Here is a 23,060-nt window from a genome sequence, read left to right on the forward strand (position 1 = left end):
GCCAATGGTTGAGATTACCGACGCTGAACTGCGGGCGGCCGAGAAGATCTTTGGCGACCGGCTGGACCTGGCAAAGCGCTACGTCGAACACCTTGCGACTTCCGGCATAGAGCGGGGGCTCATCGGACCCCGCGAAGTTCCCCGCTTGTGGGGCCGGCATGTCCTGAACTGTGCTGTCATTGAGTCCGCGATAGCCAAAGACAGCCATGTTGCCGATGTTGGTTCCGGAGCAGGCCTGCCTGGTCTCTGCCTGGCAATTGCCCGGCCGGACCTGGAACTGACCCTCATCGAGCCGCTCGAGCGCAGGGTCATTTGGCTTCAGGAAGTCGTGGATGATCTGGGCCTGGACAATGTCACTGTTATGCGCACCCGTGCAGAGCTGGCGGTTGGCATGGTGGACGCAGATGTGGTGACGGCACGTGCGGTTTCGGCGTTGTCCAACCTGGCCAGCCTGACGATCCCGTTGCTCAACGGCAAAGGTGAAGTTGTTGCCATCAAGGGACGCAGCGCCGCCGAGGAAATCGAGAAGGCCAAGAAGGTGATCCGCAAACTCGGTGGCGTGGAAACGTCAGTTGTGGTCTGTGGACAGGAGCTGTTGGAGGAACCCACCACCGTGGTGAGGATCATCGTCAACAACCCCGGAAAGAAGGACTAGACTCCGCTTGGTTTCCCGCGTGTCGGCGAGTGAGCAGTTAGGCTAGAGAACGGCAGCATGCGCCGAATGAGAGTGAGAGTGTGACCAGTGGGCAGTAGTGAAACCTCCACGCAGCGGATCCCCCCGTTTATGTCTTTGGGATCCGCGCGGGCAATGGCCACACCCTCACCTAACCTTCAATCGGCAATTGTGCGCCCAAATGTGGTTGAAAACGCCGTTTCACGTGAAACGCTGTCGGACGGCGTGATGGATTCCATCGATGATTCGAGTCCCATCGCGCGGCAGTTGGCCAACGAGACCCGCAGGCGTGAGCGGCTGCTCGGACGAGAACTGCCCAAACCGGAGCGGACGCGTATCTTCACCGTGTCCAACCAAAAGGGCGGTGTCGGTAAGACCACTACCACCGTCAATATTGCGGCGGCATTGGCCTCAGCAGGGCTCAACGTCCTGGTTATCGACATCGACCCACAGGGCAACGCTTCCACAGCCCTTGGTATTGAGCACCACGCGGACGTCGATAGCATTTACGACGTCCTGATCAACGACCTCCCGTTGAAGGAGGTCGTTGCTCCGTGCCCCGACATTCCCAACCTGATCTGCGCACCGGCCACCATCCACTTGGCGGGAGCGGAAATTGAATTGGTCTCACTTGTCGCCCGCGAACAGCGTTTGCGCCGCGCTATTGACGTCTACGCCAAGGAACGTGAAAAGAACGGTGAAGGCCGTCTGGACTTCATTTTCATCGACTGCCCGCCAAGTTTGGGTCTCCTGACCGTTAACGCATTCTGCGCGGCCAGCGAAGTCCTGATTCCGATCCAGTGCGAGTACTACGCCCTTGAAGGACTCAGCCAACTCCTCAAGAACATCGAGATGATCCAGAAGCACCTCAATGCTGAACTGGTGGTGTCGACGATCCTCCTGACCATGTATGACGGCCGAACCAACCTTGCAGCACAGGTTGCCTCTGAAGTCCGGCAGCACTTCCCGCAGCAAGTCTTGAGTGCTGTGGTACCTCGCTCCGTGCGTATCTCCGAGGCTCCGAGCTACCAACAGACCGTCATGACATACGACCCTTCGTCGAGTGGCGCGCTGTCCTACATGGAAGCCGCCGCCGAAATCGCTGAACGCTAGAATTCGTGAAACACTGCAACAGCTTGGGCCAGTCCGTGCTCGGCAATCCATCGGAGGGATGAACTAATGAGCGAAAAGCGAAGGGGCCTGGGCAGAGGTCTTGGGGCTCTCATTCCCAGTTCCGCTGCAGCGGGAGCTCAGGGAAACGGTGCTGCGCCGTCCCGTCCCGTGGATCTGTTCTTCCCGGAGGCCCGTAAGACCGCAGAGCCGGTAGTTGCTCCTGACGAGGATTCTGCTGCTGTTGATTCAGCCGTAGCTTCCGAGGCCGCTACGACGGAGTCAGGTAAGACAACTGCTCCGCGTTCCTCTGTAGCCAAGGCACCGGCCAAGTCGAGCACATCCAAGGCGGCCGCGGCTAAGCCGGCCACCAAGCGAACCGCCCCGACCGCTAAGAGTGCTGCCGAAACTGATAAGACCTCGACGGCGGCTCCGGCACCTTCCGTGTCTGCCGAGCCCACGACGCCTGCTGCGTCCGAGGTGGAGCTGGTTGAGGTGCCCGGTGCCAGGTTCGCCGAGATTCCGGTCACTGACATTCATCCCAACCGTAAACAGCCGCGATCGGTCTTCGATGAAGACGACATGGCTGAGCTTGTGCACTCCGTCAAGGAAATCGGCGTCCTCCAGCCAATTGTGGTGCGTACTTCAACCGAAAAGGGTGGAGAACCGTACGAGCTGGTTATGGGTGAGCGTCGGTGGCGTGCCGTACAGGCAGCTGGTCTCGACACCATCCCTGCAATTGTCCGCGACACCACTGACGATGACCTCCTTCGCGATGCGTTGCTGGAGAACCTGCACCGCAGCCAGCTGAACCCTTTGGAAGAGGCAGCCGCCTATCAGCAGCTCCTTGAGGATTTCGGGACCACACACGAGCAATTGGCGGATCGTATCGGCCGGTCACGACCGCAGGTCTCCAATACACTTCGTTTGCTGAAGCTGCCGCCGTTGGTTCAACGCCGCGTTGCTGCGAACGTGCTCTCAGCCGGCCATGCGCGTGCTCTTCTCTCCCTTCCCGATGCTGCAGCGATGGAACGACTTGCGCAGAAGATCGTTGCCGAGGGAATGTCCGTACGCGCCACCGAGGAGGCGGTGGCCTTGTACCAAGAGCCCGCCACTCCTACCAAGAACGCTATTCCGAAGCCGAACGCCCGGCACGAGCGACTAGACTACCTGGCCTCCTCCCTCTCGGATCGTTTGGACACCAACGTGAAAATCACCCTGGGTGCACGTAAGGGACGGGTCAGTATCGAATTCGCCAGTGTCGAGGATCTGAACCGGATTATGGATGTCTTGAGCCCGAGCGCTGAAGGATAGTTCTAAACTCAACTAATGGGGTCTGCTTCTTGGAAGCAGGCCCTATTTGTTTGAGATTGGTAGTGGATGCTTATGTCATCTGGCGTGCGGATTTCTGCGGTGGTCTCTGCATTTTTCGGTCCTAGCGATCGTTTGGCGCGTCCCTCGGGAGACTGTTTCACGTGAAACACCTAGGTCTTCGCTGCTGGGCACCACATTGCGTGGGGCGGGGTGGGACTGTTCGCTAGTATCACTTGAACCGCCGTGCCATGTGCGCAATGTCTTTTTGAGTCTCTGCCGGGGGGCGTGCCTCCTTGCCTTGAACTTGGTACTGGATGGGCATGGGCCGCGCCTGCAGCAAGAAGCTGCGGCTGGAGATTGCTTGCGGAAACTAATTCCATGAAGGAACGGCCGAGTGCTGCCTTCCTGTGACCGTTTGGCGCGGTGAGTTCGGTGCCCTGTTTTATGGCGACCGGGACAATTTTCTCTTTGATTAGTACATGTTTCTTCACTAACCGCGAGGCGAGACAGAACTCCTCAATCGGCCCACGCTGCGTGTCTAGAGACTTTGGGACCTAAGAGTCATCACAATTCCATAGGCGCCCGTTCCGTCCCTGTTTCGCGGCTGATCATGGCTGCGAGTTTCACGTGAAACATGGCGCCCGGAGAGCATTGGGCGGTTTGTTGGCTGCGCTTGGGTTGGTCACGAACCTAAGCGGAGATTTCCGGACACTATGGAGCCGACTCTGACTGTGTGGGGGCCGACGTACAGCATCGGGAGGGGCAGCAGGCCATGGATACTGCTTAGACGAATTCGTGGGGTTCACAGGCCGGTATCAGGGCTGACAAACGGGCCAATTTGGTGTCAGCGATTGGGATCGCGGGCAGTCCGAATGAACCTATCTGACATCAGGGAATCCACATGCAGCACGAGGCGTCCCGCCATGGACCGTTGGGGATGATGTTTAAAATGCTCTGTGCTCGCCTTGCGCGTCACCTGGAAGCGTGATCTAGGCTAGGTTGCGATCGATACCGCATACTGGCATTTCACGTGAAACACCGTAGATCACCAGACGGTTAAGGCGAACTGGTGGCGGAACCAGCGGAAGTAGCCCATGTTTCACGTGAAACGGCGCCGCGATCGGCTCGGTGGACTATTCGCAACCGAGCTCAATGTCCTCGGAGTCGCTGATTGGTTTCGCTGACTAGAGACGCTGAAGTCCGGTCCTGCAGAGAAGACTCGTCTGCGGCCCACCGATCCCCTCTTAGCTCGCGATGCATTGGAAAGAAGGGGCAGACAGCACAGTGTCAGGCGGCAGCCAGCCATCCCTGGGGTGCGGGTGGCCCAGGTTCTGCGTGCTGATGCTACGACGCAGCCGTCTCTGGCTTTGACGGTTAGGCTGCTTGAAACTTTGGCAAGGTGCATGCGGCCGTACAACGAGTAGGGGCCGCTGTTGCGACGGAAAGCGAGTTCTGTCGGCCCGTTAGTTGAAAGGCAAAAGTTTCCCGCATCAGAACTGTCCGCACCAGGATTGTCCTCAGGTGGCACAGGAACGCAAGGCTAGTAGCCTTGAGCTGGCTCGGGCGTACCTTGTTGGCTCGCACTTGCCTTGTGACAGTAGTTGCCGATGACATGTCCTCGTGATGCTTCCCAGCAGCTGAAATGCCTTGTTCGGCGAGATGCGATTCCTTCTTGGCTCGTTCTCATCATGATGTGTTGCCTTGGGAGTGATTCAGTTCAGCGCTGGATGGCTCTGCATGTCAGTGAACGAAACCAGGGTCTTTCCAGAAGGGAAACGTTGCCTGCTCCCCTGCTCACGTGGTGTGAAAGGTACGGCTACTGTTCCGCCTGGGCGGTGTGTCTATGCCGCTAGCCGGAGGTTGCCTCGGCAGGGCATGCCCTTGCCGTCCCGGAAAGTTGGACCACGAGCGCCGGCGGGCGCTCTTCAAGGGACCAGTCGTCAAAGAACCTGTCATGTGGTGTGGGCTCATCCGAATCATAGGTTATGGATCATAGATCGTGGTCCCTGGACTTCCCTCTTCATGCCGCCATTTCGGCTGAGTTCTCGCTAGCCCTGCAACAGAGACACTGGTGTTGTCATTGTTGTTCTGCAAGGTCCTTCGTCGACATTTGCGGTGTCGCGGTGCGCACTTCTGCGACGCTATGTGGCCAGATTGGTTCTACAGCCGACGTTTCCTGAATCTGAAAGTGGCAATCCCAGGCCGTGCGTGGCAAAGTCAGGGCTGGACCGGGGTGTTGAAAATCCACCTAGTATTGCAGCTGAGCGTTTCCCACGGCCTGCTTGTTCGCATGAGCCATGGACCGAACGTCTCCGTACTGGACTCCTCCGATGCCGACGATTCCTACTCCTTCGCGGGTCTCCTAGTAGGCCCACGGGTCTTCGGCACAGGGGCGTGCGGGACCATTGAGTACGTCCACGGGAGAACCGGCATGGCGTTGCCGTCCGTCGCAGTGGAGCGCGCATATTGAAGAGCTCTAGCGGACTTTTGTGTGCTCGTCGTGCCTCCCCACCCGGACGCCGCAGGCACTCTCGGTACGATCCACCCTCGGGATAATCCGGGTAGTTGTTAAGATTGCGACGTGTCGTGAAGGGTAACCGGAAGCTGGCCAACGTTTGGTGACGGCTGTCGGCTGGCTTAGGTATGAGTTCAGGAAGCTGCCCGCGACGCGGACCGGCAGCTCTTCGTAGGTACATCATATGGGTGGCTGGTCGGATAGATCTGATGTTGTACTTCTCCTGGCGGCGGCGTTCTTGGGCGGCACCCTGTGATTGCGGCAGACCCTCCCCCTTACTCACTCACGTAACGCAGTGCTTTGAAGTGAGCGCTTTCAGCCCGCATGATCGGGATAGCCGAGCCTCGTGCGTTTCACGTGAAACGAACAGTCCAGCCTCTGAATCCCATGCCCCAAACACGCCTGTGGAGTTCCTCACGTGGCAGTGGATAAGCCTGTGGATAACTATGGGGATAAACAGTGTGGATTGCCGCTAGATGTCTACAACACGATGCCTCGTTGGGAAGGACAACATGGGGTACCTCACCCCTCGCCCCTTGCGTTGCTTGTTGTCGTTTCACGTGAAACAGGACGGCGACGTGAATAACCATGCAATAGCCACAATTTCCCAGCAATATGCGCTGATTTTCATGGCTCGAAGGGTCTTTTGGCCGGTCATAAATCTAGGCGGAAGATTTGCGACTTGATGAGGGCACCCGTCCTAGAGGTTTGCCCGACAAAAGGACGAACCCATCTCGAGCGCCTGACTGAGGGTCGGCACTTTTGAGCGGGTGGAAAGGCCTGTGGATAACTTTGTGTATAAGCTTGGTGTGCTTGACTGGTCGGATTCTTCTGTGGTCTCTTGACGAGGCAGTATCAGCCCTCCCTGGACCCAGGCAACGGCCAGGGCTTCGCACCTGGACGCACGAGAAAACGAGGGTCAACGTGGGTTGTTATGGCGAGAAGCGCCCAAGGGAGCATTCCTCGTTACCCTGAGCGCAGGGAGACCGTGTGCCGAGTCTGCTACTGCTCCAAGGACGTCGGGCTGAGGTCCTTCCACGCCAGGTCTCTGTTGTTGTTTCATCTGATGTCTGCGGCAGTCTTGGCTCTTTCGTTGCGGTGCCGGTGCATGCCTGCTTGGGAGTGCAGCCGGGCTTACAAGCCTTCTAGTGGACGCAGCCGGGTGCCACGGCTGCATGGATACGTCACGTCCGCTATCCACGGCCGCCGAGGCTTCCCGGGGTGGAGCGAAACCTGCCATACCGCCCATAACAGTGGGCCCAATCTTCAACCCTCCCGTAACGCCACGAGCATCTTCTACAGCCCACCGGCCCTACAGGACGGGCGTCAATGCTGGGTAGAAGGCCTCGATTCTGACAGCGGCAATGAATAGGTTTTGTGCCTTACCGTTCACTCCGACCCCGCCATGTTTCACGTGAAACATGGCGATGCAAGGCATATGTCGACAGACTTTCTCCATCCCGACAAAATTCCGCGTATCTGATCGCGGAGGATGATCTCGGCGACAACCAGGGTACGTACTTGGAGGCTAAGCCGCCCGCAGCGCGGGGTAGCCCGGCCGACCAAGGACCAAGCCCTGTCGTGGATCGAGTACAGTACGTCCTGCTTCATCCCCAGTCCAGTGAACAGTCCTCGGAATTGAACATGGCAGATCCGGATAAACATATATCCGATTCCAAGCACTCGCACGCTTGCGTTGACATCCATGTTTGGGCCCCGCTTTGGCTGTAGCCTGGCTGGTAGTTATCCGAACCGCGTAGCTGGAAGGCCCAAGGAACCAGCAACTGTCCCGCCAGCGTTGATACGTTCGGGAGCGATCCATCCTGCTAGACAGTCACTCCCGGATCAGCTCCCGACTTCTATTCGAGTCGATTCAGGGTGGAACTGGACAGCGCTTACTAGCGATGCGGCTGTTGCCCCATGTCCGCTTTGACCCCAACCATGGATAGACAACGCCGTCGTCAGTGGACGAACTCTCACGTGTCTTCTAGCGGACGGTCGGCTCCCCGAAACATTCCCACGGATCGGTCCCGGGAGAGTCGGCTACCACGATCCCGTCGGTGCCATATCCCGCTAACTTGGTGGCGTGGCAGGGGGCGTTGGCGTCTCCGGCCGTTTCACGTGAAACATCGTTGTCCATCTCCTGCAGCTCCTTTAGGCCCAAGTTGCTCTTCACTGCCCGGGTGCGTGTTGATGATGTGTGGGTTTTCGTTGATCATGAATAGCTCCCCCCGCGTTCAGCTCGAGTGGGAGGGTTCAACCTGACTTCCTCAGATTTGTCTGTGGTCTAACAGTCGTCCACCAACCTTGGATAAGGGTTTGGGTGGCACGGCTACCTACCGTCATGCATAGCCGCGAAGGCTCCTGGAAGCGGCTGTTGTGGCCCAGATGCCTGTTCTGTGGGATCTCAACGCTCCAGGTTCGCATCCAACGCCAGCAAGCCTCAAGTCGGCAAGGGCAAATAGCCAAGTTTCGGGCAGCACTCGAAGGAAGTCAGGCTCGGTAGGCAGCTCCTTAGATCACTCCGGTACGACTCTGATCATCCATAAGCCCGGAAGCTGTTGTTGGTGAATGGCAGACGAGCGCTGACGGCGTGAGCTGGGCGTTGGATAGGTCTGCTGAGTCATGCGTAGGCCTCGCGCAACCCTACGAGGCCATATTGATCGGGCAATGACGGCGGATTCCTTTGGGGCGCGGAGGGGGAACCGAGGACGATAGACCCTCACCGCGTTGAGTGGGCGGATGAGAGGAGCGATTAAGCCCAAGATGAGTTGCGGCCTGTATAGGATCAAAGGCGACGGCAGACGTTTTGGCTGAGTGCAGATGGGCGGAACCCCAATATTGCGCAGTCGTCATGGTCGCCTCGTCCAGGAACAAGCACACCCGCGGTATAGGGCCGGCTCCAAACTAGCGTCGTCCCGCCAGGAGTCGTACCGTCTGGAAAAGCCCTTGAATGAGCGCTTTTGAGCTTCGTGAGGAGGCCGGATAACCTCGGGTAAGCCTTAACCGTGCTCCGAGCGAGAAGTTATCGGTTGTGAGATTGTTCGCGGTTTCAGAAGGCTGAAGCTTTGAGATTTACAGCGAAAATTTGTGTTGGGCGGGGCGTGGCGGCGACGGTCCTTGAAGGAAGCTACATCGCACCCTGTCCCCAATAGTTTGAAACTGAAGAGTCGTTGGTTCTCGCCACTATGTTTCACGTGAAACGTGGTGGGCTCGTCGTCCTCACTTGCGCCTGACACGGGTATGTTCCTCATGGCCCACCGGAACAAAGCGGGCGCTGTTTCACGTGAAACAAGGCGATCGGAGTCCGGACTGCTCCATTATCGCTGGCGGCCACAAAAATGGGCGATAACAACCGAAAGCTGTGGCCGAGAGCCAGCACCATAGGGTCCGCAGGAAACAGGTCTATGCGAAGCAACGATAGGAGTTAAGTCAGCCACAAACGGCCGACACATCGCAAGACTGCAGGAGCGCCGCGTGCACATAGGAGCGGCGTACATAGGCGAGAGAACAGGACTCAATGGTCGGAGCAGCGATTCGGCACAGCCGGCGTCCCAAAAAGGCATTCGGCACAGCAGAAACCGCCGCCCCAACAAGACGTGCAGACTCCCCGCCAAGCCGGTGCGGATGCAACGCTGTCAAAGCAAGCTTGCCGGGGGTAGCTGTTTCCTGAAGGAGCGGTGGCCTTTCGGATGCTCCCGGGAGGCAGCCGCCAGATCGGGGACCAGGAGTCTGCGACCCAAACCGAACTTCGCAAAGCGGGCAAGCCAGGCGCGACAATACAGAGCGAAGCTCGAGGAGCTCACGGCAACTCCAACAAGCCCGACCCACTCGCGTACAGGCATGAGGACCAGCGACTTCCGCCCACGTCAGTAAGGGAACTATCACGCGAAGCATTTCAGCTCAAACCAGACCGTCCTCATCAATCAATGACGAAAAGACAAACTGCCGGAGTCTAATTTCCAGAAGTGCATGAAAAAGCCGACGGTCACCGCCCCTCGAGGAGCGGCCACCGCCGGCGTTTTCCGATCGCGTTGAAGCCTAGGACAGGACGTCCGCAAATTCCTTCTCAAAGAACTGCTTGGGCTTGGCGCCGATGACAGTGCTCTTAACTTCTCCCCCGCTGAACAGGTACACGGCCGGGATGGAGGTGATTCCATACTCCGCCGCGATTGCGGGGTTGTCGTCGACGTTCAACTTCACGACGTCAACCTTCTCGCCATACTCGACCGAGATCTCGTCGAGGATCGGGCCGAGCTTACGGCAAGGGCCGCACCACTCTGCCCAGAAGTCCACGATGACCGGCTTCTCGGAAGCCAGGACATCAATGCTGAAGCTTGCGTCAGTTACGTCTTTGGCGTTGCTCATAACTTTTCCCTTCGTATGGTTGCTTGGATGCAGCTTAGGCGTGCAGGTTTGCGAGGTAGTGCTCGACATCGAGGGCGGCCACACAACCGGAACCCGAAGCCGTGATGGCCTGGCGGTACGTAGGATCGATGACGTCACCCGCGGCAAACACACCCTTGATGCTGGTACGTGAGCTGCGGCCTTCAACGGCGATGGTTCCCTCAGGCGTGAGGTCGACCTTGCCCTTGATGAGGTCCGTTCGCGGATCGTTTCCGATTGCCACGAAAACGCCGGTGACTGCGAGCTCCGACTCGGTCTCGTCCACCACATTCTTGAGCTTGAGGCCAGTAACCTTGTCACCGCCGAGAACGTCTTCCACGGCAGTGTTCCAGAGGAAGTTGATCTTCTCGTGTGCCTGGGCGCGGTCTCCCATGATCTTGGAAGCCTTGAGCGTGTCGCGGCGGTGTACCACGGTGACTGACTTTGCAAACTTCGTCAGGAACAGCGCTTCTTCCATGGCAGAGTCACCGCCACCGATGACGGCAATGTCCTGATCCTTGAAGAAGAAACCGTCACAGGTTGCGCACCAGCTGACGCCGTGTCCTGACAGGCGCTTTTCGTTCTCAAGACCCAGCTCGCGATATGCGGAACCCGTGGACAGGATGATGGCCTTCGCCTGGAAGGTCTCCCCCGTGCCGATCGTGACCGTCTTGATGTCGCCGTCGAGATCCAACTCGGTGACATCCTCGAAGAGGATCTCCGTACCGAAACGTGCGGCCTGCTTCTCGAAGTTCTCCATGAGATCAGGACCCATGATGCCTTCAGGGAAGCCCGGGTAGTTCTCTACGTCGGTAGTGTTCATCAGTTCGCCACCGGCGGTAACGGAACCGGCAATGAGCAGAGGCTTCATGTTGGCGCGGGCGGTGTAGACGGCGGCGGTGTAGCCGGCGGGGCCTGAACCTACGATGATGACGTCACGCACCTGCGATGCGCTGTTTTCTGCAATGCTCACGTGGCGTGAACCTCTTCCTTAGTCGATGCTGCGGCTTTCGGGGCAGCCACCTGACTCAACCCCTGCAATGCTCCAAATATTCCGTTGGTTTTCAGGAACCCTCAATCGAGGACCCCTAAAAGCCACCATCATTCAGGGTACCGTCTGAGGGCACGGCCACTCGAAGCGGGGACATTGGATGACCCGTTGCCCCATCAGTCACACGCGGGCAGGAGAACGCAAACTGAGTAGCAGTAGAGCACGTTCTGAGGGCTCAAAACGTGCTCTACTGCTACTCAGTTGGGACGGTGAGGGCGGAACCGGGTTATTGGACGGTGACTTCGGCCAAACGGAGGCCGTAACCGAAGCGGGTCTTAGGAGCGGCAAGCTTGGGGAGGGTCTTGATGACCACGATCACGTACTCGGCCTGAGTGGGCGCCGCTAGCGGCATAGTCAGTTCCGGCGACGTGAAGCTGTTGGTGCCCACGAGCTTCGCACCATCCATGGCAGGGCGATCGTTGGTGTAGACGCTGATGCTGCCACCCGAGCCACCCAGCTGGTTCAGGACCACGGATTTGATCTCCGCCGGCTCCTTAAGCTTTACAACCAACGGCATCTCGTCAATGAGCCCACCGCCCCAGTCGGCCGAGGCGAACTCCATGTCGGACCAGTAGCTTGCTGCATTGCCGTCGAAGGACTTGACGAGGTCTTTGTCGTAGGTGGCCGCGAAATCGAACGTACCAAGGCGCGTGATCTCGTCGATTGCCGGCGGAGCGGCGGGAGCAGCAGTCTCGCTTGGAGTGGGCTCTGCGGACTCCGAACCGGTGGACTGCGGCGCAGTGCTGCTTTGTGTTGCCGCAGGCGCGCCGCTGGGCAGCAGGCTGCCCAGGTTGGTGACGGCCAAGACGAGTCCCACGATCAGCACGGCAGCGAGGAGTCCGCCCACGAGCCAACGCAGGGAACGGGGTTCACGCTCCGGGGCGTCGTCCTCGTAGTCCTCTTCCACGTCATAGTCATTGGCAGAGGCCGACGCCGGGAAGCTGCTTGCCGCCCGATCGTAGCTTGCGTTGGAGGCACCTGATGCAGAGGCAGCACCACCTGCAGCGGCGCCGCCCGCGAAGCCGTAATCCTCTTCGGACCACAGGGAGACCTTGGGTTCAGCAGCCGGCTCACGGCCCGGCGCGGGTTGGGATGGCGCAGGTTGTGATGGCGCGGGTTGCGACGGTGCTGCTTGCGCGGAAACCGCCTGGGTAGGCGGCGGCGCGGCAGGCGAGGCACCAGCCGGTTGCGCGGAAACCGCCTGGGTGGGCGGCTGCGATGGCGCGGGAGGAGCGGCGGCTGAAGGTTGTGATGAAACGGCTTGCGTAGGCGGCTGCTCTGGGCGTCCCGCTGGAGCGCCCGTTCCCACAGCACCCGCCGAAGCCCCGGCACCTGAGGCAGCGGCACCCGAAGCGCCGCCACCCAAAGTCACGCCGGCGTCAGCACCGGCGTCGTGATTCTTGGAGCCGGCGTTCTTCAGCGCGGCGGCGGCAGCGACCCCGGCTGCCCCGGCGCCGGCGGCTGCAGCAGCGAGTTTGCCCGCCAGCCCGCTCTTCCCCGACGACGGGTTGGACGCAGGCTTGGGGGGAACATTGCTTGCAGGGGCAGCCTCGCGGGCCTCGGCCTCGGACTCCGACTGGATTGGGTAGCCGTTTTCGTCGTACTGGATGTACTCGGCTTCGTGTTCGTCGTCTTCGTAGAGGCCGTCGTATGTTTCGGGCTCGTACGTTCTGGCCTGGCCGAAGATTTCCGTGCCGAGGGCCTCAGTGAAGAACGGTTCCACATACGGCGGATGCGTAGCGACCACCAGGTCCAGCAAATCCGGGGCGGTGCTGTGGTTGGTGATCAGGTAGGTGGTGTTGTCGCTGACACCGAGGTCCAGGATCTGGACATGGCCCGGCCGCTCCCCCGTGGCAACCTCGCGGGCACTTTGCGCTACCTGCTCGGCGTTTCCGGGACCGGCTACGAGGATGCTGACGGGACGGTTGAGGACCTGGTCCACACCGTCGAGCACCAGATCTTGGTCATGCGAGGTCAATACGGTGGCCGTGACCTTGTAGCGGCCGCCAAGCACTGATCCGACGTCGATCGGGTGGGACACGTGTTCCTCCTAGGCTGTCCGGGAGCTGCGGGTCCTGCATGCAGCCCGCCCGCTGAGCCGGTTGGACCGCTTTTGCAACTACCTATATTCGTTTCTAGCCTAGCCGATTGCCGCCCTGCGCCCATGTTGACGGCACCGGTTACTCTTTGTCCTTCTCTTCAGCCGGGAAGTAGGGATTGCGTCCGGCTTGGCCTTGGTAGGTGCGTCGGCCCGGCAAAGGAACCTGTGGCCGGAAGCGCCCGCCCCTTGCTGTGCCCGGCACGTCTTCGTCCGGGAGGTACGTAGTGGGGGCGTCTTCCCCGGGTGCTGAATGTTCGACGGCGGGTTCGGGCTCGAGTGCGGGACCGGCCCTGAAGGAGGCGGCGTCGAATTCGCCCGAGATGCGCGGAATCAGACCGGTGTCGTCCGAGACCGTGGCGCGTGCCGCCGTCGTGGGTTCTGCCGCGGCGCCGGCTCCAGCGGGCGCCGGTACGCCACGGCCGAAGCGGCCCATCAGCGGTCGCATCAAGTCGCGCAGCTCCGTTACGCGGAAAACCCGCAACAAGAGTAAATAGGCAACCAGCATGACAGGCCCGACGACGACCACGGTCACCAAGGCGGCTGGCCGGCTGCTCCAGGCGAAACCGTCGGCCCGGTAGCTGCCCAGAAGCCACAGCGCGAGGGCACCCGCAATGGCCGAACCGAGCCCGGCGTAGCCCATGCGGATGTACGAGTTCGCAATGCGGGGTCCGTCCAGGTGCCCCAGCAGTTTCCGCAGGAACACCACGCTGATCACCACGGACAGGATGTTGCCCAAGGTATAGAGGACTGCGATCGCGTAGATGATCTGGCCCACGGGAAGGAACTGGATGATAAATGCACCCACCACGTACACCACGGCCAGGAGCAACTGTACGTAAAGGGGTGTGCGCGCGTCCTCGTTGGCGTAGAACACGCGGGACATCATGAAGTTGGCGCTCATGAATGGGGTACTCAGCGCGAGGATGGTCAGCGTCTGGGCGAGCATGACACCGTCCTGCGGCTTACCGCCGGAGAAGAACATGCCTAAAGGACCTGCCAAAGCGAACAACGCCAGCGCGCCGAAAACGGTAGCAACAGCCATGGTGCGCAGGCCGTGAGAGAGGGCATCGCGGAGCTCGGCCTTGTTTCCGTCCTGCGAAGCGCGGGTCATCCGGTTAAAGAGGACGGTGGCCAGCGAGAGCGCAATGATCGAGTGCGGCAGCAAGTACAGCTGGCTTGCGACTTCCAGGACGGCGTTGCCGGGAAGGGTGGAAGCGGCGGTGGTTTGCCCTTCGTTGTCCAGGCGGAGGCGTTCGGCACCGGGAATGGTGGCAATCTTCATGACGTACAGGAACGCCAACTGCCCGACGGCGGCAGTCAGCAACGTCCACACGCTCAGCTTTGCTGCCTGGCCCAGGCCGACGCCCCGCCACCCGAAGCGCGGACGGAGGCCTAGTCGCAGCTTCAGGACCGGAATGAGCAGGATGGCCGTCTGGGCGACGACGCCGATGGTGGAAAAACCTGCCACAAGGAACGTCTGCGTGGGTCCCCAGTTGTCCAGCGTGTGCGGGTTGGTAATGTTTGCGCCGAGGATCCAGATGAACATTCCCAGGCCGGCGATGGCCACAAGGTTGTTAAGGATGGGGGCCCACATTGCCGGACCGAATGCCCCGTGCGCATTCAAGACCTGTGTCAGCAGGGCATAGAGGCCGTAGAAGAAGATCTGTGGGAGGCACCAGAAAGCAAAGGTGACGGCCAAGGCTTTTTGTTGTTCCGAATAGCCCTGCGTGGTGAGGTCGATGACCAGCGGAGCGGCCAGGGTGACGAGTGCTGTCAGTGCCAGGAGCACCAGCACGGCCAAGGTCAGAAGGCGGCTGATGTAGTCCGCTCCCCTGTCCGGAGCGTTGCTGGCCTTGATGATCTGGGGTACCAGGACAGCGTTGAAGACACCACCGGCAACCAGCAGGAAGATCAGGTTGGGCAGGTTGTTGGCATTAATAAACGTGTCGTTGACCGTCGACCCCAGGCCAAGGGCGGCTCCCAGCATCCAGGTCTTAGCGAAGCCAAGGAACCGGGAAACCAGCGTCCCGGCGGCCATGATGGCGCTCGAACGGGCTTCTCCGGACTGAACGGATTGAGTTGCTTTGGCTTCAGACATCGCCTTTATCGTCCCATGCACCCCGGCTCAGAGGTGTTCGGGCAACACTTCCCGCGCCAAATCGGCGATGCGGCGTTCATTGGGGAACGACAACTTCCGGGCGAGTTCCTGGATGGGAACCCAGGCAGCGTCCACGGCTTCTTGGTCGGGATCGTTCTCGATGGTCAGCTCGCCGCCTGTTGCCTGCAGCAGGAAATGATGGACGGTTTTGTGGACACGGTGGCCGCTGACGGTGAACCAGTAGTCGATGCTGCCCAGCGGCGCGAGGATGCTTCCTTCAATGCCGGTTTCCTCAGCGATTTCGCGGACGGCAGCTTCCTCGTTGTTTTCGCGGCCCTCCGGATGCCCCTTGGGAAGGCACCACTCAAGCCGGCCACCCCTATTAAGGCGGGCAATAATCGCGACCCGGAGCTCGCCGTCGGACGTGTCTACTACGACGCCACCCGCCGACACTTCCTCCACAGTGGGAAGCGAGGCCTGAACCGGGTGCTGCGGGACAGGCGCGACGTGGGCGCCGATTGCCGACGGCAACGGTGCGTTTGTCCTCCTGCCAGGAGCGCTCGGGATCGGATTGGCCATGAAGTCCACTCTAACGACTCTTGCCCTCGAGTGATGACCGGGACATGGCCGCAAGATGGACTGCAGGAGACGGCGGTTCCGGCGCGCGCAGTTTTTGGAGCGTTCCGTGACCCAACGCCGCCCAAAAATCTGCCAAGCTTAAGGGACTATGGCGCACGTATTGGACAGCTCTTCAGTTAACTTCACCATCGATCCGGTGGTGCTCGACCTCGGGCAGCGCTTTGTCGATGCCGGCTTCGAGTTGTCCCTGGTTGGCGGACCCGTGCGCGACCTTTTCCTAGGCCGGACCTCCCCGGACCTCGATTTCACCACCGATGCCACGCCGGACCAGACCATCTCCGTGATCAAGAAGTGGGCGGATAACTTTTGGGAGATCGGCCGCACGTTCGGCACGATCGGGATGCGTAAAGACGGCTTCCAGATTGAGATCACCACGTATCGTGCAGAGGCCTACGATCCCGATTCCCGCAAACCGGTGGTGGCATTCGGCAGTTCCCTGACGGATGACCTCCTGCGCCGGGACTTCACTATCAACGCCATGGCACTGAAGTTGCCGAGCCTGGAACTCGTGGACCCATTCGGCGGCGTCCGCGACCTCCACGCATCCGAGCTCGCCACGCCCGGCGCGCCGGAAGCCTCGTTCTCCGACGACCCCCTGCGCATGATGCGGGCCGCCCGTTTCGCTTCACAGCTGGGCGTCTCAGTCCACGACGACGTCCGGCTCGCCATGTCTCAGATGGCTGACCGCATCAAGATCATCTCCGCGGAGCGGGTCCGCGATGAGTTGATCAAGCTTATTAACGGAGCCCACCCGCGTGTGGGCATCGACCTGCTGGTTGATACGGGACTCGCAGAGTTCGTCCTCCCCGAAGTTTCCGCCCTCCGCCTCGAAGCCGATGAACACCACCGTCACAAGGACGTGTACCAGCACTCGCTGCAGGTCCTGGAACAGGCGGCAGCGTTGGAAACCGGCGCTGACGGCCCGGTGCCCGGCCCCGACTTTGTGCTGCGGTTCGCGGCATTGATGCACGACGTCGGCAAGCCGGCTACGCGCCGCTTCGAACCGGGCGGCGCGGTGAGCTTCAGGCACCACGACGTTGTCGGGGCCAAGCTCACGGCGAAGCGCATGAAGGCGCTGCGTTTCGACAACGACAGCATCAAGGCCGTTGCCCGGCTGGTGGAGCTGCACATGAGGTTCTACGGGTACGGCGAGGCCGGTTGGACGGATTCCGCTGTCCGTCGGTACGTTACCGACGCCGGTCCGCTGCTGGAACGACTTCACAGGCTCACACGATCCGACGTCACCACGCGTAACCAGCGCAAGGCCGACCGCTTGTCCTTCGCCTACGATGACCTTGAGCAGCGCATTGCCGCGCTGCTGGAACAGGAATCGTTGGCAGCAATCCGGCCGGACCTCGACGGAGCACAGATCATGGCGCTCCTCGGACTCAAGCCGGGACCCGTCGTCGGACGTGCTTACAAGTTCCTCCTCGAGGAGCGCATGGAACACGGGCCGTTGGCCCCCGAGGAAGCCGAGTCGAAACTCTTGGCATGGTGGGAAACGCAACCCGAGTCCGCCGTCGTCGATCCTTCCACCGAAACAGAGGAGCCCTAATTGACCGCCGCGATCGCACCGCGTCCGCAACTCTGGATCCTTCGCCATGGCGAAACGGAATGGTCCAAGAGCGGCCAGTACACCGGCCTCACGGATCTTCCACTGACTGTTGAAGGTGAACAGCAGGCCGTGGAGGCCCGCAAAGTCCTGGAGGGCATCGACTTCGACCTCGTCTTGACCTCCCCATTGCGCCGCGCCCGCCGCACCGCTGAACTGGCCGGCTTCCCGGATGCCGTCCATGAGCCCTTGGCCGTTGAATGGAACTACGGTGACTACGAGGGCATCAGTTCGGACTTGATCCGCAAGGACAACCCCGATTACCTCATCTGGACGGACGGCGTGCCCAACGGGGAAACCCTGGATGAAGTGGCCGCGCGGGCGGACAAGATCATCGGACGCGTCCTGGAGTCCGGCATGGACAACGTCCTGGTGGTGGCGCACGGGCATTTCTCCCGTATTCTCACAGCGCGGTGGCTGGAAATGGACGCCCGTGAGGGGCGGCACTTCATTCTTGGAACCGCCAAAGTCTGCACGCTTGGATGGGACAAGAGGACGCCTGCGATTGTCCGTTGGGGTCTTTAAAACACGAATTTCGAAAAAGTTTTGGCGAATTAGCGAATTCTGCTGGCCAAACTCCAAGTCCATGCTGTAGCTTGTATCTTGTTCCCAGAGCGACCCGCCGGGAACCAGGCGCGCATTACCCGGTTAATCAGTCGGGGTAGATGCCACAACAGAAAAGGAGGTTGGGAAAAATGATTACTTTGACTAGCGGATGGAATGTGACCGTCGCTGCTGCCCCGGCCTCTGATGTTGTTCGACGCCATTTTTCGAATCATATTTCGAACCACTGACCACTCCTGATCTACCGGGCCGGGCTTGTTGCCGGCGGTTTTTCACAGCCACTGTTCCCAGTGGCGCTGAGTAGTCAGCTGTAGAGGCAGACCCAGGCAGTTCGTCACGGGTGCGCAGTTTCCCCAAAGTTCGGAACCAGCTTCTTGTTGGGGACGGCTGCAGGAAGCACACCCTTTCTGCATGGTCATTCGAGGCAATCCGTTTTGGTCCGCCTTATCCCTTTGTAAACCCTGGGTAATTGTGCCCTTTTGGTCGTGTTTTCTTTTGAATTCACAGGGCCTTATTTGTTGTGCCCAAATTAACTTGAACCACTCGGAAGGAGGTGACTATCTTGCGCAAACGCCCTGAAGAAATGCGCTTCTATAAGAGCAGCGATGCTCCCAAGGACCGCACGCTGTTCAACGGCCAGCTGCTCGACCAGCGCCGCGAAGACGTCTTCGTAGTCCTGCACCAGATGGGACTCATCCGCTGACGCACTCCACACGCTTCAAAGGAGTTTCCCGTGCCGCACATCAAGGCCGAACCCCAGGGAGCCCACGCTGCCACGCGTGGGCTCCCCCCTTTTTAACTTGTGAGGCTAGGTGCGCTACCTGACGGTAAGCTCGATTCATGCAGGAGACGAAGCCGCGCCGCCAGCGAAAACGTGCCCGCTTTGTGGTTCCGAGCCGGAGCGACTCCCTGCTTCGGAACTTCACTGAGCTGCTGGGCGGTCCCCTGGGCCGGCATTCGTCGCCGGGAAGGATCTCTTCCGCACCCTTCACCGTTGAGCGCGTACTGGTCATCCTGACCGTTATCGCCGCCCTGCTCGCCATCCTCGCCAAGGACTACTGCCGAACAAACGGCTGGCAGACGCCCACGCAGTTCTACGCCACGTGCTACTCGGATTTCCCTGAGCTCTTCCGCAACCGGGGCCTCGGCGACGGGGTCTTTCCCTTCTTCACCCCGGACAGCTTGTTCGAGTACCCGGTCCTCATGGGGCTCATTGCCGGCGTCACTGCCTTGATGGTCCCCGGCCAAGGCGTCAGCAACGAACGCATCCTTGGCTACTTCGACGTCAATGCCACCCTGATCGTGGCGGTGTGGATCGTGACGGTCCTCCTGACAGCCCGGATGGACAAACGACGTCCCTGGGACGCTGCGATGGTGGCTCTCGCTCCGGGAATCATCCTGGCGGGCTTCATCAATTGGGACATGTGGGCGGTTGGACTGCTGTCCCTGGCGATGTACTTTTTCTCGCGGGACAAATTGGTCCTGGCCGGGGTCTGCATAGGGCTTGGCACCGCGACCAAGCTCTATCCAGTCCTCATCCTGGGGGCCGTCCTGGTTCTGGCGCTCCGCAGTGGCCGACTCAGGGTGTTCTTCGTGACGGCTGGCGCGGCCGCGGCATCCTGGTTGGCAGTGAACCTCCCGATTGCCGCCATGAACCCTTCCGGTTGGCGCTATTTCTTCGAATTCACGCAGGACAGGCCCGCCGGGTACAGCTCACCCTGGTTCGCCTATAACCTCATCTCCGAGCGGCTTCAGTGGACGCAACTCACGGCGGCCACCATTAACTCGCTAGCCCTGAATCTCTTCATCCTGGCCTGCGCCCTGATCGCAGTGCTCGGCCTGACAGCCGCGCGGCGGCCGCGCTTGGCTCAGCTTGCCTTCCTGATCGTTGGCGCCTTCATCCTGACCAACAAGGTCTACTCGCCGCAGTTCGTGATCTGGCTTATTCCCTTGCTGGCACTTGCCCGCCCCCGATGGAGGGACTTCCTGCTGTGGCAGGCTGCCGAAGGCCTCCATTGGGCCGCGATCTGGATGTACCTCGGGCAAGCGACCAGCGGAGGGGCTGCCCAGCACAACATCGACATGTCCGCGTACGTGGTTGCCGTCCTCGTGCACATGGTTGCCACTGCTTACTTGATGGGCCGGGTGGTCATCGATATATGGGATCCGTCCCAGGACCCCTTGCGCTCCCTGGGCGAGGATGATCCCCATGGCGGGCCTTTCAAGGATGCCAAAGACTGGCTAAGGGTCAATCTGTTCCATCCGTCCACATCCGTCATGCCGTGGCGTTCCCGGCCCGAACACGCCGCACCCGAAGCACCCCATGCAGAGGAGGTTGGCCGCCATGGCTGATGTCGCCGTCGTCGGATCCGGTCCAAATGGTCTTGCCGCCGCGGTGGTGATGGCCCGGGCGGGGCTGGACGTCCACCTGTACGAGGCGGCCGACACGATCGGCGGCGGATCGCGAACCAAGGAGTTGATCGAGCCCGGGTACCTGCACGACGTATGCTCCGCAGTGCATCCTATGGCCTTGGTGTCGCCCTTTTTCCGGGCATTTGAACTCTCCCGCCGCATTGACCTGCGCGTTCCGGAAGTGCAGCATGGCGTCCCCTTGGATGTGGGCGGTGCCGCCGTCGCATACCAATCGCTGGTGCGGACGGTCATGGAGCTCGGAGTAGACGGTCCAGCATACCGCCGGCTGGTCGAGCCGTTGTTGGCACGCGTCAACGGCGTAGTGGACTTCACCTCCAACAAGCTGCTGCGTGTGCCCAAGGATCCGCTGGCAGCCCTTAAGTTCGGACTAGCAACCCTGGATCAAGGGACTCCACTATGGGAGCGCCGATTCAAGGAGACTGCAGCTCCCGCGCTGTTGACCGGTGCCATGTCCCATGCGTTGGGATCCCAGCCGTCGTTGAGTTCGACCGGCGCCGGGCTCATGCTCATTGTGTTGGCCCATGACGAAGGATGGGCGGTGCCGGTTGGCGGGTCGCAGGCGATCGCGAATGCCATGGCCGACGACCTCATGGCACACGGAGGAACCATCCACACCGGCCAACGCGTCGATTCACTGGACCAGGTCCGGCCCGCGAAAGCCATCCTGTTGGACGTTGCTCCGCCGACGCTGCTGCGCTTGGGAGGCAGCGAGGTTCCGGACCGGTATCGACGGTCCTTGGAAGCATTCCGGTTCGGGAATGCAGCGTGCAAGGTGGACTACATCCTGTCCGAACCCGTTCCGTGGCTCGCGTCCGAACTGAGGAAGGCGGGAACCGTGCACGTGGGCGGCTCCCGTATGGCCATGGCGGAATCCGAGAATCTTGTGGATATGGGCAGGCACCCGGACGAGCCCTACGTATTGGTGTCGCAGCCGTCCGTAGTGGACTCCACCCGCGCCCCCGCCGGGCGGCACATCCTCTGGACGTATTGCCACGTCCCTGCAGGATCCGATGTGGACATGGCAGAAGCAGTGACTGCGCGAATCGAGCGTTACGCACCTGGCTTCCGGGACGTTGTGGTCAGGTCCAAAACCACGACGGCGGCGGAACTGGCCGTCTATAACGAAAACTACGTGGGTGGCGACTTTAGCGCAGGGATCATGGACATGCGAGGCTTGCTGAGGCGACCCGTAGTGTCGCCGGCGCCGTGGCGGACGCCGATGAAGGGCATATATCTGTGTTCATCCTCGACGCCGCCAGGCCCCGGGGTCACTGGAATGCCCGGGTACCACGCAGCGAAGCATGCCTTGAAGGACATATTCCACATGGAGGTACCCGGGCTGGGCTTTGCCGCGGACCGGGACTAGTTTGCGGCTGTGAAACGGGCGCGGCGGTGGGCCGGGGTTTCAATCTCGTCCAGCATGGCCACGGCGTAGTCCTGCGAGGAGATGCTGGTGCCCGCAGGGGTGTCCTTCGCCAGCTTGTATTCCCCCGTACGCTCGCCGGGCTGAATCACGGGAGCCGGTGCAAGGACTGTCCAGTCCAGGGTCTCTGTCTGCTTCACGGCTTCCAGGGCCTTGGCAGCGGTGGTTGCCTCGGCCCTGTATGCCTCGGGGAAGTCGGGAGAATCGAGGAGCCGGACGCCGTCGATCTCAAGAGTTCCAGCGCCGCCCACAATCATGAGGCGGGTGCCTTCGGCGTTGCTGTAGGCAGAGGCCATGGCATCGAGCCATTCTGCATGGTCACCGCCGGTGCGGCTGGGACCCGTAGCCAGCACGACGACGTCGTGGTCCTTGGCAATCGCGGCGAACGCCCGAGTGTCCGCCAGATCGGCGGTCTTGGCGGTTGCGCCGGCGACCTCTGACCCCGTGCGGGAGATGGCGGTGACCTCGTGGCCGCGTGTGATGGACTCGTTGACGATCTGGCTGCCGACCATGCCCGTTGCGCCGTAAACTGCGATTTTCATTGCTCTCCTTGGGGTTGGCCTTGCAATGACCCAACGGTATCTATTTGATACTGATAGCTTCAAAGGAACCTAGTTACCTGATGGATACCAAAGAACTCCCCGCCAACGTCCTCGATCCCAACTGCCCGTCCCGCGTGATCTTCCAAAGAATCGGGGACAAGTGGGCGTCGCTGGTTATTCAGGTGCTCGGCGAGGGACCCGTGCGATTCTCCGAACTGCGCAAGATGGTGAGCGTGGTGACGCCCAAGGTCCTCACACAGACGCTGCGTGCTTTGGAGCGCGACGGATTGGTTACCCGGACCGTCCATGCCCAGGTTCCCCCGCGCGTGGACTACGAACTGACGGCTTTGGGGATGTCCCTGTTGGAACCGTTGTCGATGCTGCGTGAATGGGCGGAGAGCCATGTCCCGTCGATTCTCGAAGCCCGCGACGCCTACGACGACGCGCAGGACGAGTTGCTGCTCGGCTCCCCCAACTAGGTCGCAGTAAAGCGCGTTTTGAGGGCTCAAAACGCTGTGAGGATTGTGCTGGCTGGTCTGGGATTGGCTGGCAGAGTAGGTGCAGGCCGTTCCACCCCGCGGTCGTGACTCACAAAACGC

At 60.6% G+C, this 23,060-nt stretch carries 16 protein-coding genes; 10 read left to right on the forward strand and 6 right to left on the reverse strand.

The window, feature by feature from the left end:
- Positions 1–4 precede the first annotated feature (4 nt).
- From rsmG to AB0N65_RS18850, 4 genes are all read left to right on the forward strand, one after another.
- Positions 5–655: a 16S rRNA (guanine(527)-N(7))-methyltransferase RsmG gene (rsmG, locus tag AB0N65_RS18835; protein WP_364165183.1), complete on the forward strand. Its 651-nt coding sequence runs from the start codon at positions 5–7 to the stop codon at positions 653–655.
- Positions 656–742: 87 nt separating this feature from the next.
- Positions 743–1,786, forward strand: a complete 1,044-nt coding sequence (locus AB0N65_RS18840) for a ParA family protein (protein ID WP_364165185.1) — start codon at positions 743–745, stop codon at positions 1,784–1,786.
- A gap of 66 nt (positions 1,787–1,852) precedes the next feature.
- Positions 1,853–3,097, forward strand: a complete 1,245-nt coding sequence (locus AB0N65_RS18845; protein WP_364165187.1) for a ParB/RepB/Spo0J family partition protein — start codon at positions 1,853–1,855, stop codon at positions 3,095–3,097.
- 2,290 nt (positions 3,098–5,387) lie between these two features.
- On the forward strand, positions 5,388–5,567 hold the full coding sequence (locus AB0N65_RS18850; protein ID WP_364165190.1) for a hypothetical protein: 180 nt from the start codon (positions 5,388–5,390) through the stop codon (positions 5,565–5,567).
- 4,086 nt (positions 5,568–9,653) lie between these two features.
- On the opposite strand, the gene trxA is transcribed toward AB0N65_RS18850, so the two are convergent.
- The 5 genes from trxA to AB0N65_RS18875 form a co-directional block, all read right to left on the reverse strand.
- Positions 9,654–9,980 (reverse strand): thioredoxin, encoded by a 327-nt coding sequence (trxA, locus tag AB0N65_RS18855; protein WP_364165192.1) that lies wholly within the window; start codon positions 9,978–9,980, stop codon positions 9,654–9,656.
- 34 nt (positions 9,981–10,014) lie between these two features.
- A complete protein-coding gene (trxB, locus tag AB0N65_RS18860; RefSeq protein WP_364165195.1) occupies positions 10,015–10,971 on the reverse strand; it encodes a thioredoxin-disulfide reductase in 957 nt (318 codons plus the stop codon).
- A gap of 304 nt (positions 10,972–11,275) precedes the next feature.
- Complete coding sequence (locus AB0N65_RS18865; protein ID WP_364165198.1) at positions 11,276–13,090, reverse strand: ABC transporter substrate-binding protein; 1,815 nt, start codon at positions 13,088–13,090, stop codon at positions 11,276–11,278.
- Positions 13,091–13,229: 139 nt separating this feature from the next.
- Positions 13,230–15,248, reverse strand: a complete 2,019-nt coding sequence (gene murJ, locus AB0N65_RS18870; protein WP_364165200.1) for a murein biosynthesis integral membrane protein MurJ — start codon at positions 15,246–15,248, stop codon at positions 13,230–13,232.
- Positions 15,249–15,275: 27 nt separating this feature from the next.
- A complete protein-coding gene (locus tag AB0N65_RS18875; RefSeq protein ID WP_364165226.1) occupies positions 15,276–15,779 on the reverse strand; it encodes an NUDIX hydrolase in 504 nt (167 codons plus the stop codon).
- Positions 15,780–15,975: 196 nt separating this feature from the next.
- Between AB0N65_RS18875 and AB0N65_RS18880 the strand changes: the two genes are divergently transcribed.
- The 5 genes from AB0N65_RS18880 to AB0N65_RS18900 all read left to right on the forward strand — a co-directional run bounded on the left by AB0N65_RS18880 (position 15,976) and on the right by AB0N65_RS18900 (position 21,862).
- Complete coding sequence (locus AB0N65_RS18880) at positions 15,976–17,442, forward strand: CCA tRNA nucleotidyltransferase (protein ID WP_364165203.1); 1,467 nt, start codon at positions 15,976–15,978, stop codon at positions 17,440–17,442.
- Entirely contained in the window at positions 17,443–18,024 is a 582-nt protein-coding gene (locus AB0N65_RS18885; protein WP_364165205.1) for a histidine phosphatase family protein, read from the forward strand.
- A 601-nt stretch (positions 18,025–18,625) separates the two neighbouring features.
- On the forward strand, positions 18,626–18,766 hold the full coding sequence (locus AB0N65_RS18890; protein ID WP_364165229.1) for a hypothetical protein: 141 nt from the start codon (positions 18,626–18,628) through the stop codon (positions 18,764–18,766).
- 137 nt (positions 18,767–18,903) lie between these two features.
- Positions 18,904–20,415, forward strand: a complete 1,512-nt coding sequence (locus AB0N65_RS18895; protein ID WP_364165208.1) for a glycosyltransferase 87 family protein — start codon at positions 18,904–18,906, stop codon at positions 20,413–20,415.
- On the forward strand, positions 20,408–21,862 hold the full coding sequence (locus AB0N65_RS18900; protein WP_364165211.1) for an NAD(P)/FAD-dependent oxidoreductase: 1,455 nt from the start codon (positions 20,408–20,410) through the stop codon (positions 21,860–21,862). The genes AB0N65_RS18895 and AB0N65_RS18900 overlap by 8 nt, the downstream gene beginning before the upstream one ends.
- On the opposite strand, the gene AB0N65_RS18905 is transcribed toward AB0N65_RS18900, so the two are convergent.
- The gene (locus tag AB0N65_RS18905; RefSeq protein ID WP_364165214.1) at positions 21,859–22,461 is read right to left on the reverse strand and encodes an NAD(P)H-binding protein; all 603 of its coding nucleotides are present in this window, start codon (positions 22,459–22,461) and stop codon (positions 21,859–21,861) included. The two genes, AB0N65_RS18900 and AB0N65_RS18905, sit on opposite strands and share 4 nt — an antisense overlap.
- Before the next feature lie 80 nt (positions 22,462–22,541).
- Here AB0N65_RS18905 and AB0N65_RS18910 point away from each other — a divergent pair, with 80 nt between their 5' ends.
- Positions 22,542–22,940: a helix-turn-helix domain-containing protein gene (locus AB0N65_RS18910; RefSeq protein WP_364165217.1), complete on the forward strand. Its 399-nt coding sequence runs from the start codon at positions 22,542–22,544 to the stop codon at positions 22,938–22,940.
- Positions 22,941–23,060 lie beyond the last annotated feature (120 nt).

The sequence above is a fragment of the Paenarthrobacter sp. NPDC089322 genome, assembly GCF_040684895.1.
In the GTDB taxonomy this organism is placed as follows: domain Bacteria; phylum Actinomycetota; class Actinomycetes; order Actinomycetales; family Micrococcaceae; genus Arthrobacter.

What these genes read in the sequence shown, in the direction of transcription:
- AB0N65_RS18850 (WP_364165190.1), top strand. Translation starts at nt 5,388, where the DNA reads ATGAGCCATGGACCGAACGTCTCCGTACTGGACTCCTCCGATGCCGAC.
- AB0N65_RS18880 (WP_364165203.1), top strand. Translation starts at nt 15,976, where the DNA reads ATGGCGCACGTATTGGACAGCTCTTCAGTTAACTTCACCATCGATCCG.
- AB0N65_RS18895 (WP_364165208.1), top strand. Translation starts at nt 18,904, where the DNA reads ATGCAGGAGACGAAGCCGCGCCGCCAGCGAAAACGTGCCCGCTTTGTG.
- AB0N65_RS18905 (WP_364165214.1), bottom strand. Translation starts at nt 22,461, where the DNA reads ATGAAAATCGCAGTTTACGGCGCAACGGGCATGGTCGGCAGCCAGATC.
- AB0N65_RS18900 (WP_364165211.1), top strand. Translation starts at nt 20,408, where the DNA reads ATGGCTGATGTCGCCGTCGTCGGATCCGGTCCAAATGGTCTTGCCGCC.
- rsmG (WP_364165183.1), top strand. Translation starts at nt 5, where the DNA reads ATGGTTGAGATTACCGACGCTGAACTGCGGGCGGCCGAGAAGATCTTT.
- trxA (WP_364165192.1), bottom strand. Translation starts at nt 9,980, where the DNA reads ATGAGCAACGCCAAAGACGTAACTGACGCAAGCTTCAGCATTGATGTC.
- AB0N65_RS18845 (WP_364165187.1), top strand. Translation starts at nt 1,853, where the DNA reads ATGAGCGAAAAGCGAAGGGGCCTGGGCAGAGGTCTTGGGGCTCTCATT.
- AB0N65_RS18910 (WP_364165217.1), top strand. Translation starts at nt 22,542, where the DNA reads ATGGATACCAAAGAACTCCCCGCCAACGTCCTCGATCCCAACTGCCCG.
- murJ (WP_364165200.1), bottom strand. Translation starts at nt 15,248, where the DNA reads ATGTCTGAAGCCAAAGCAACTCAATCCGTTCAGTCCGGAGAAGCCCGT.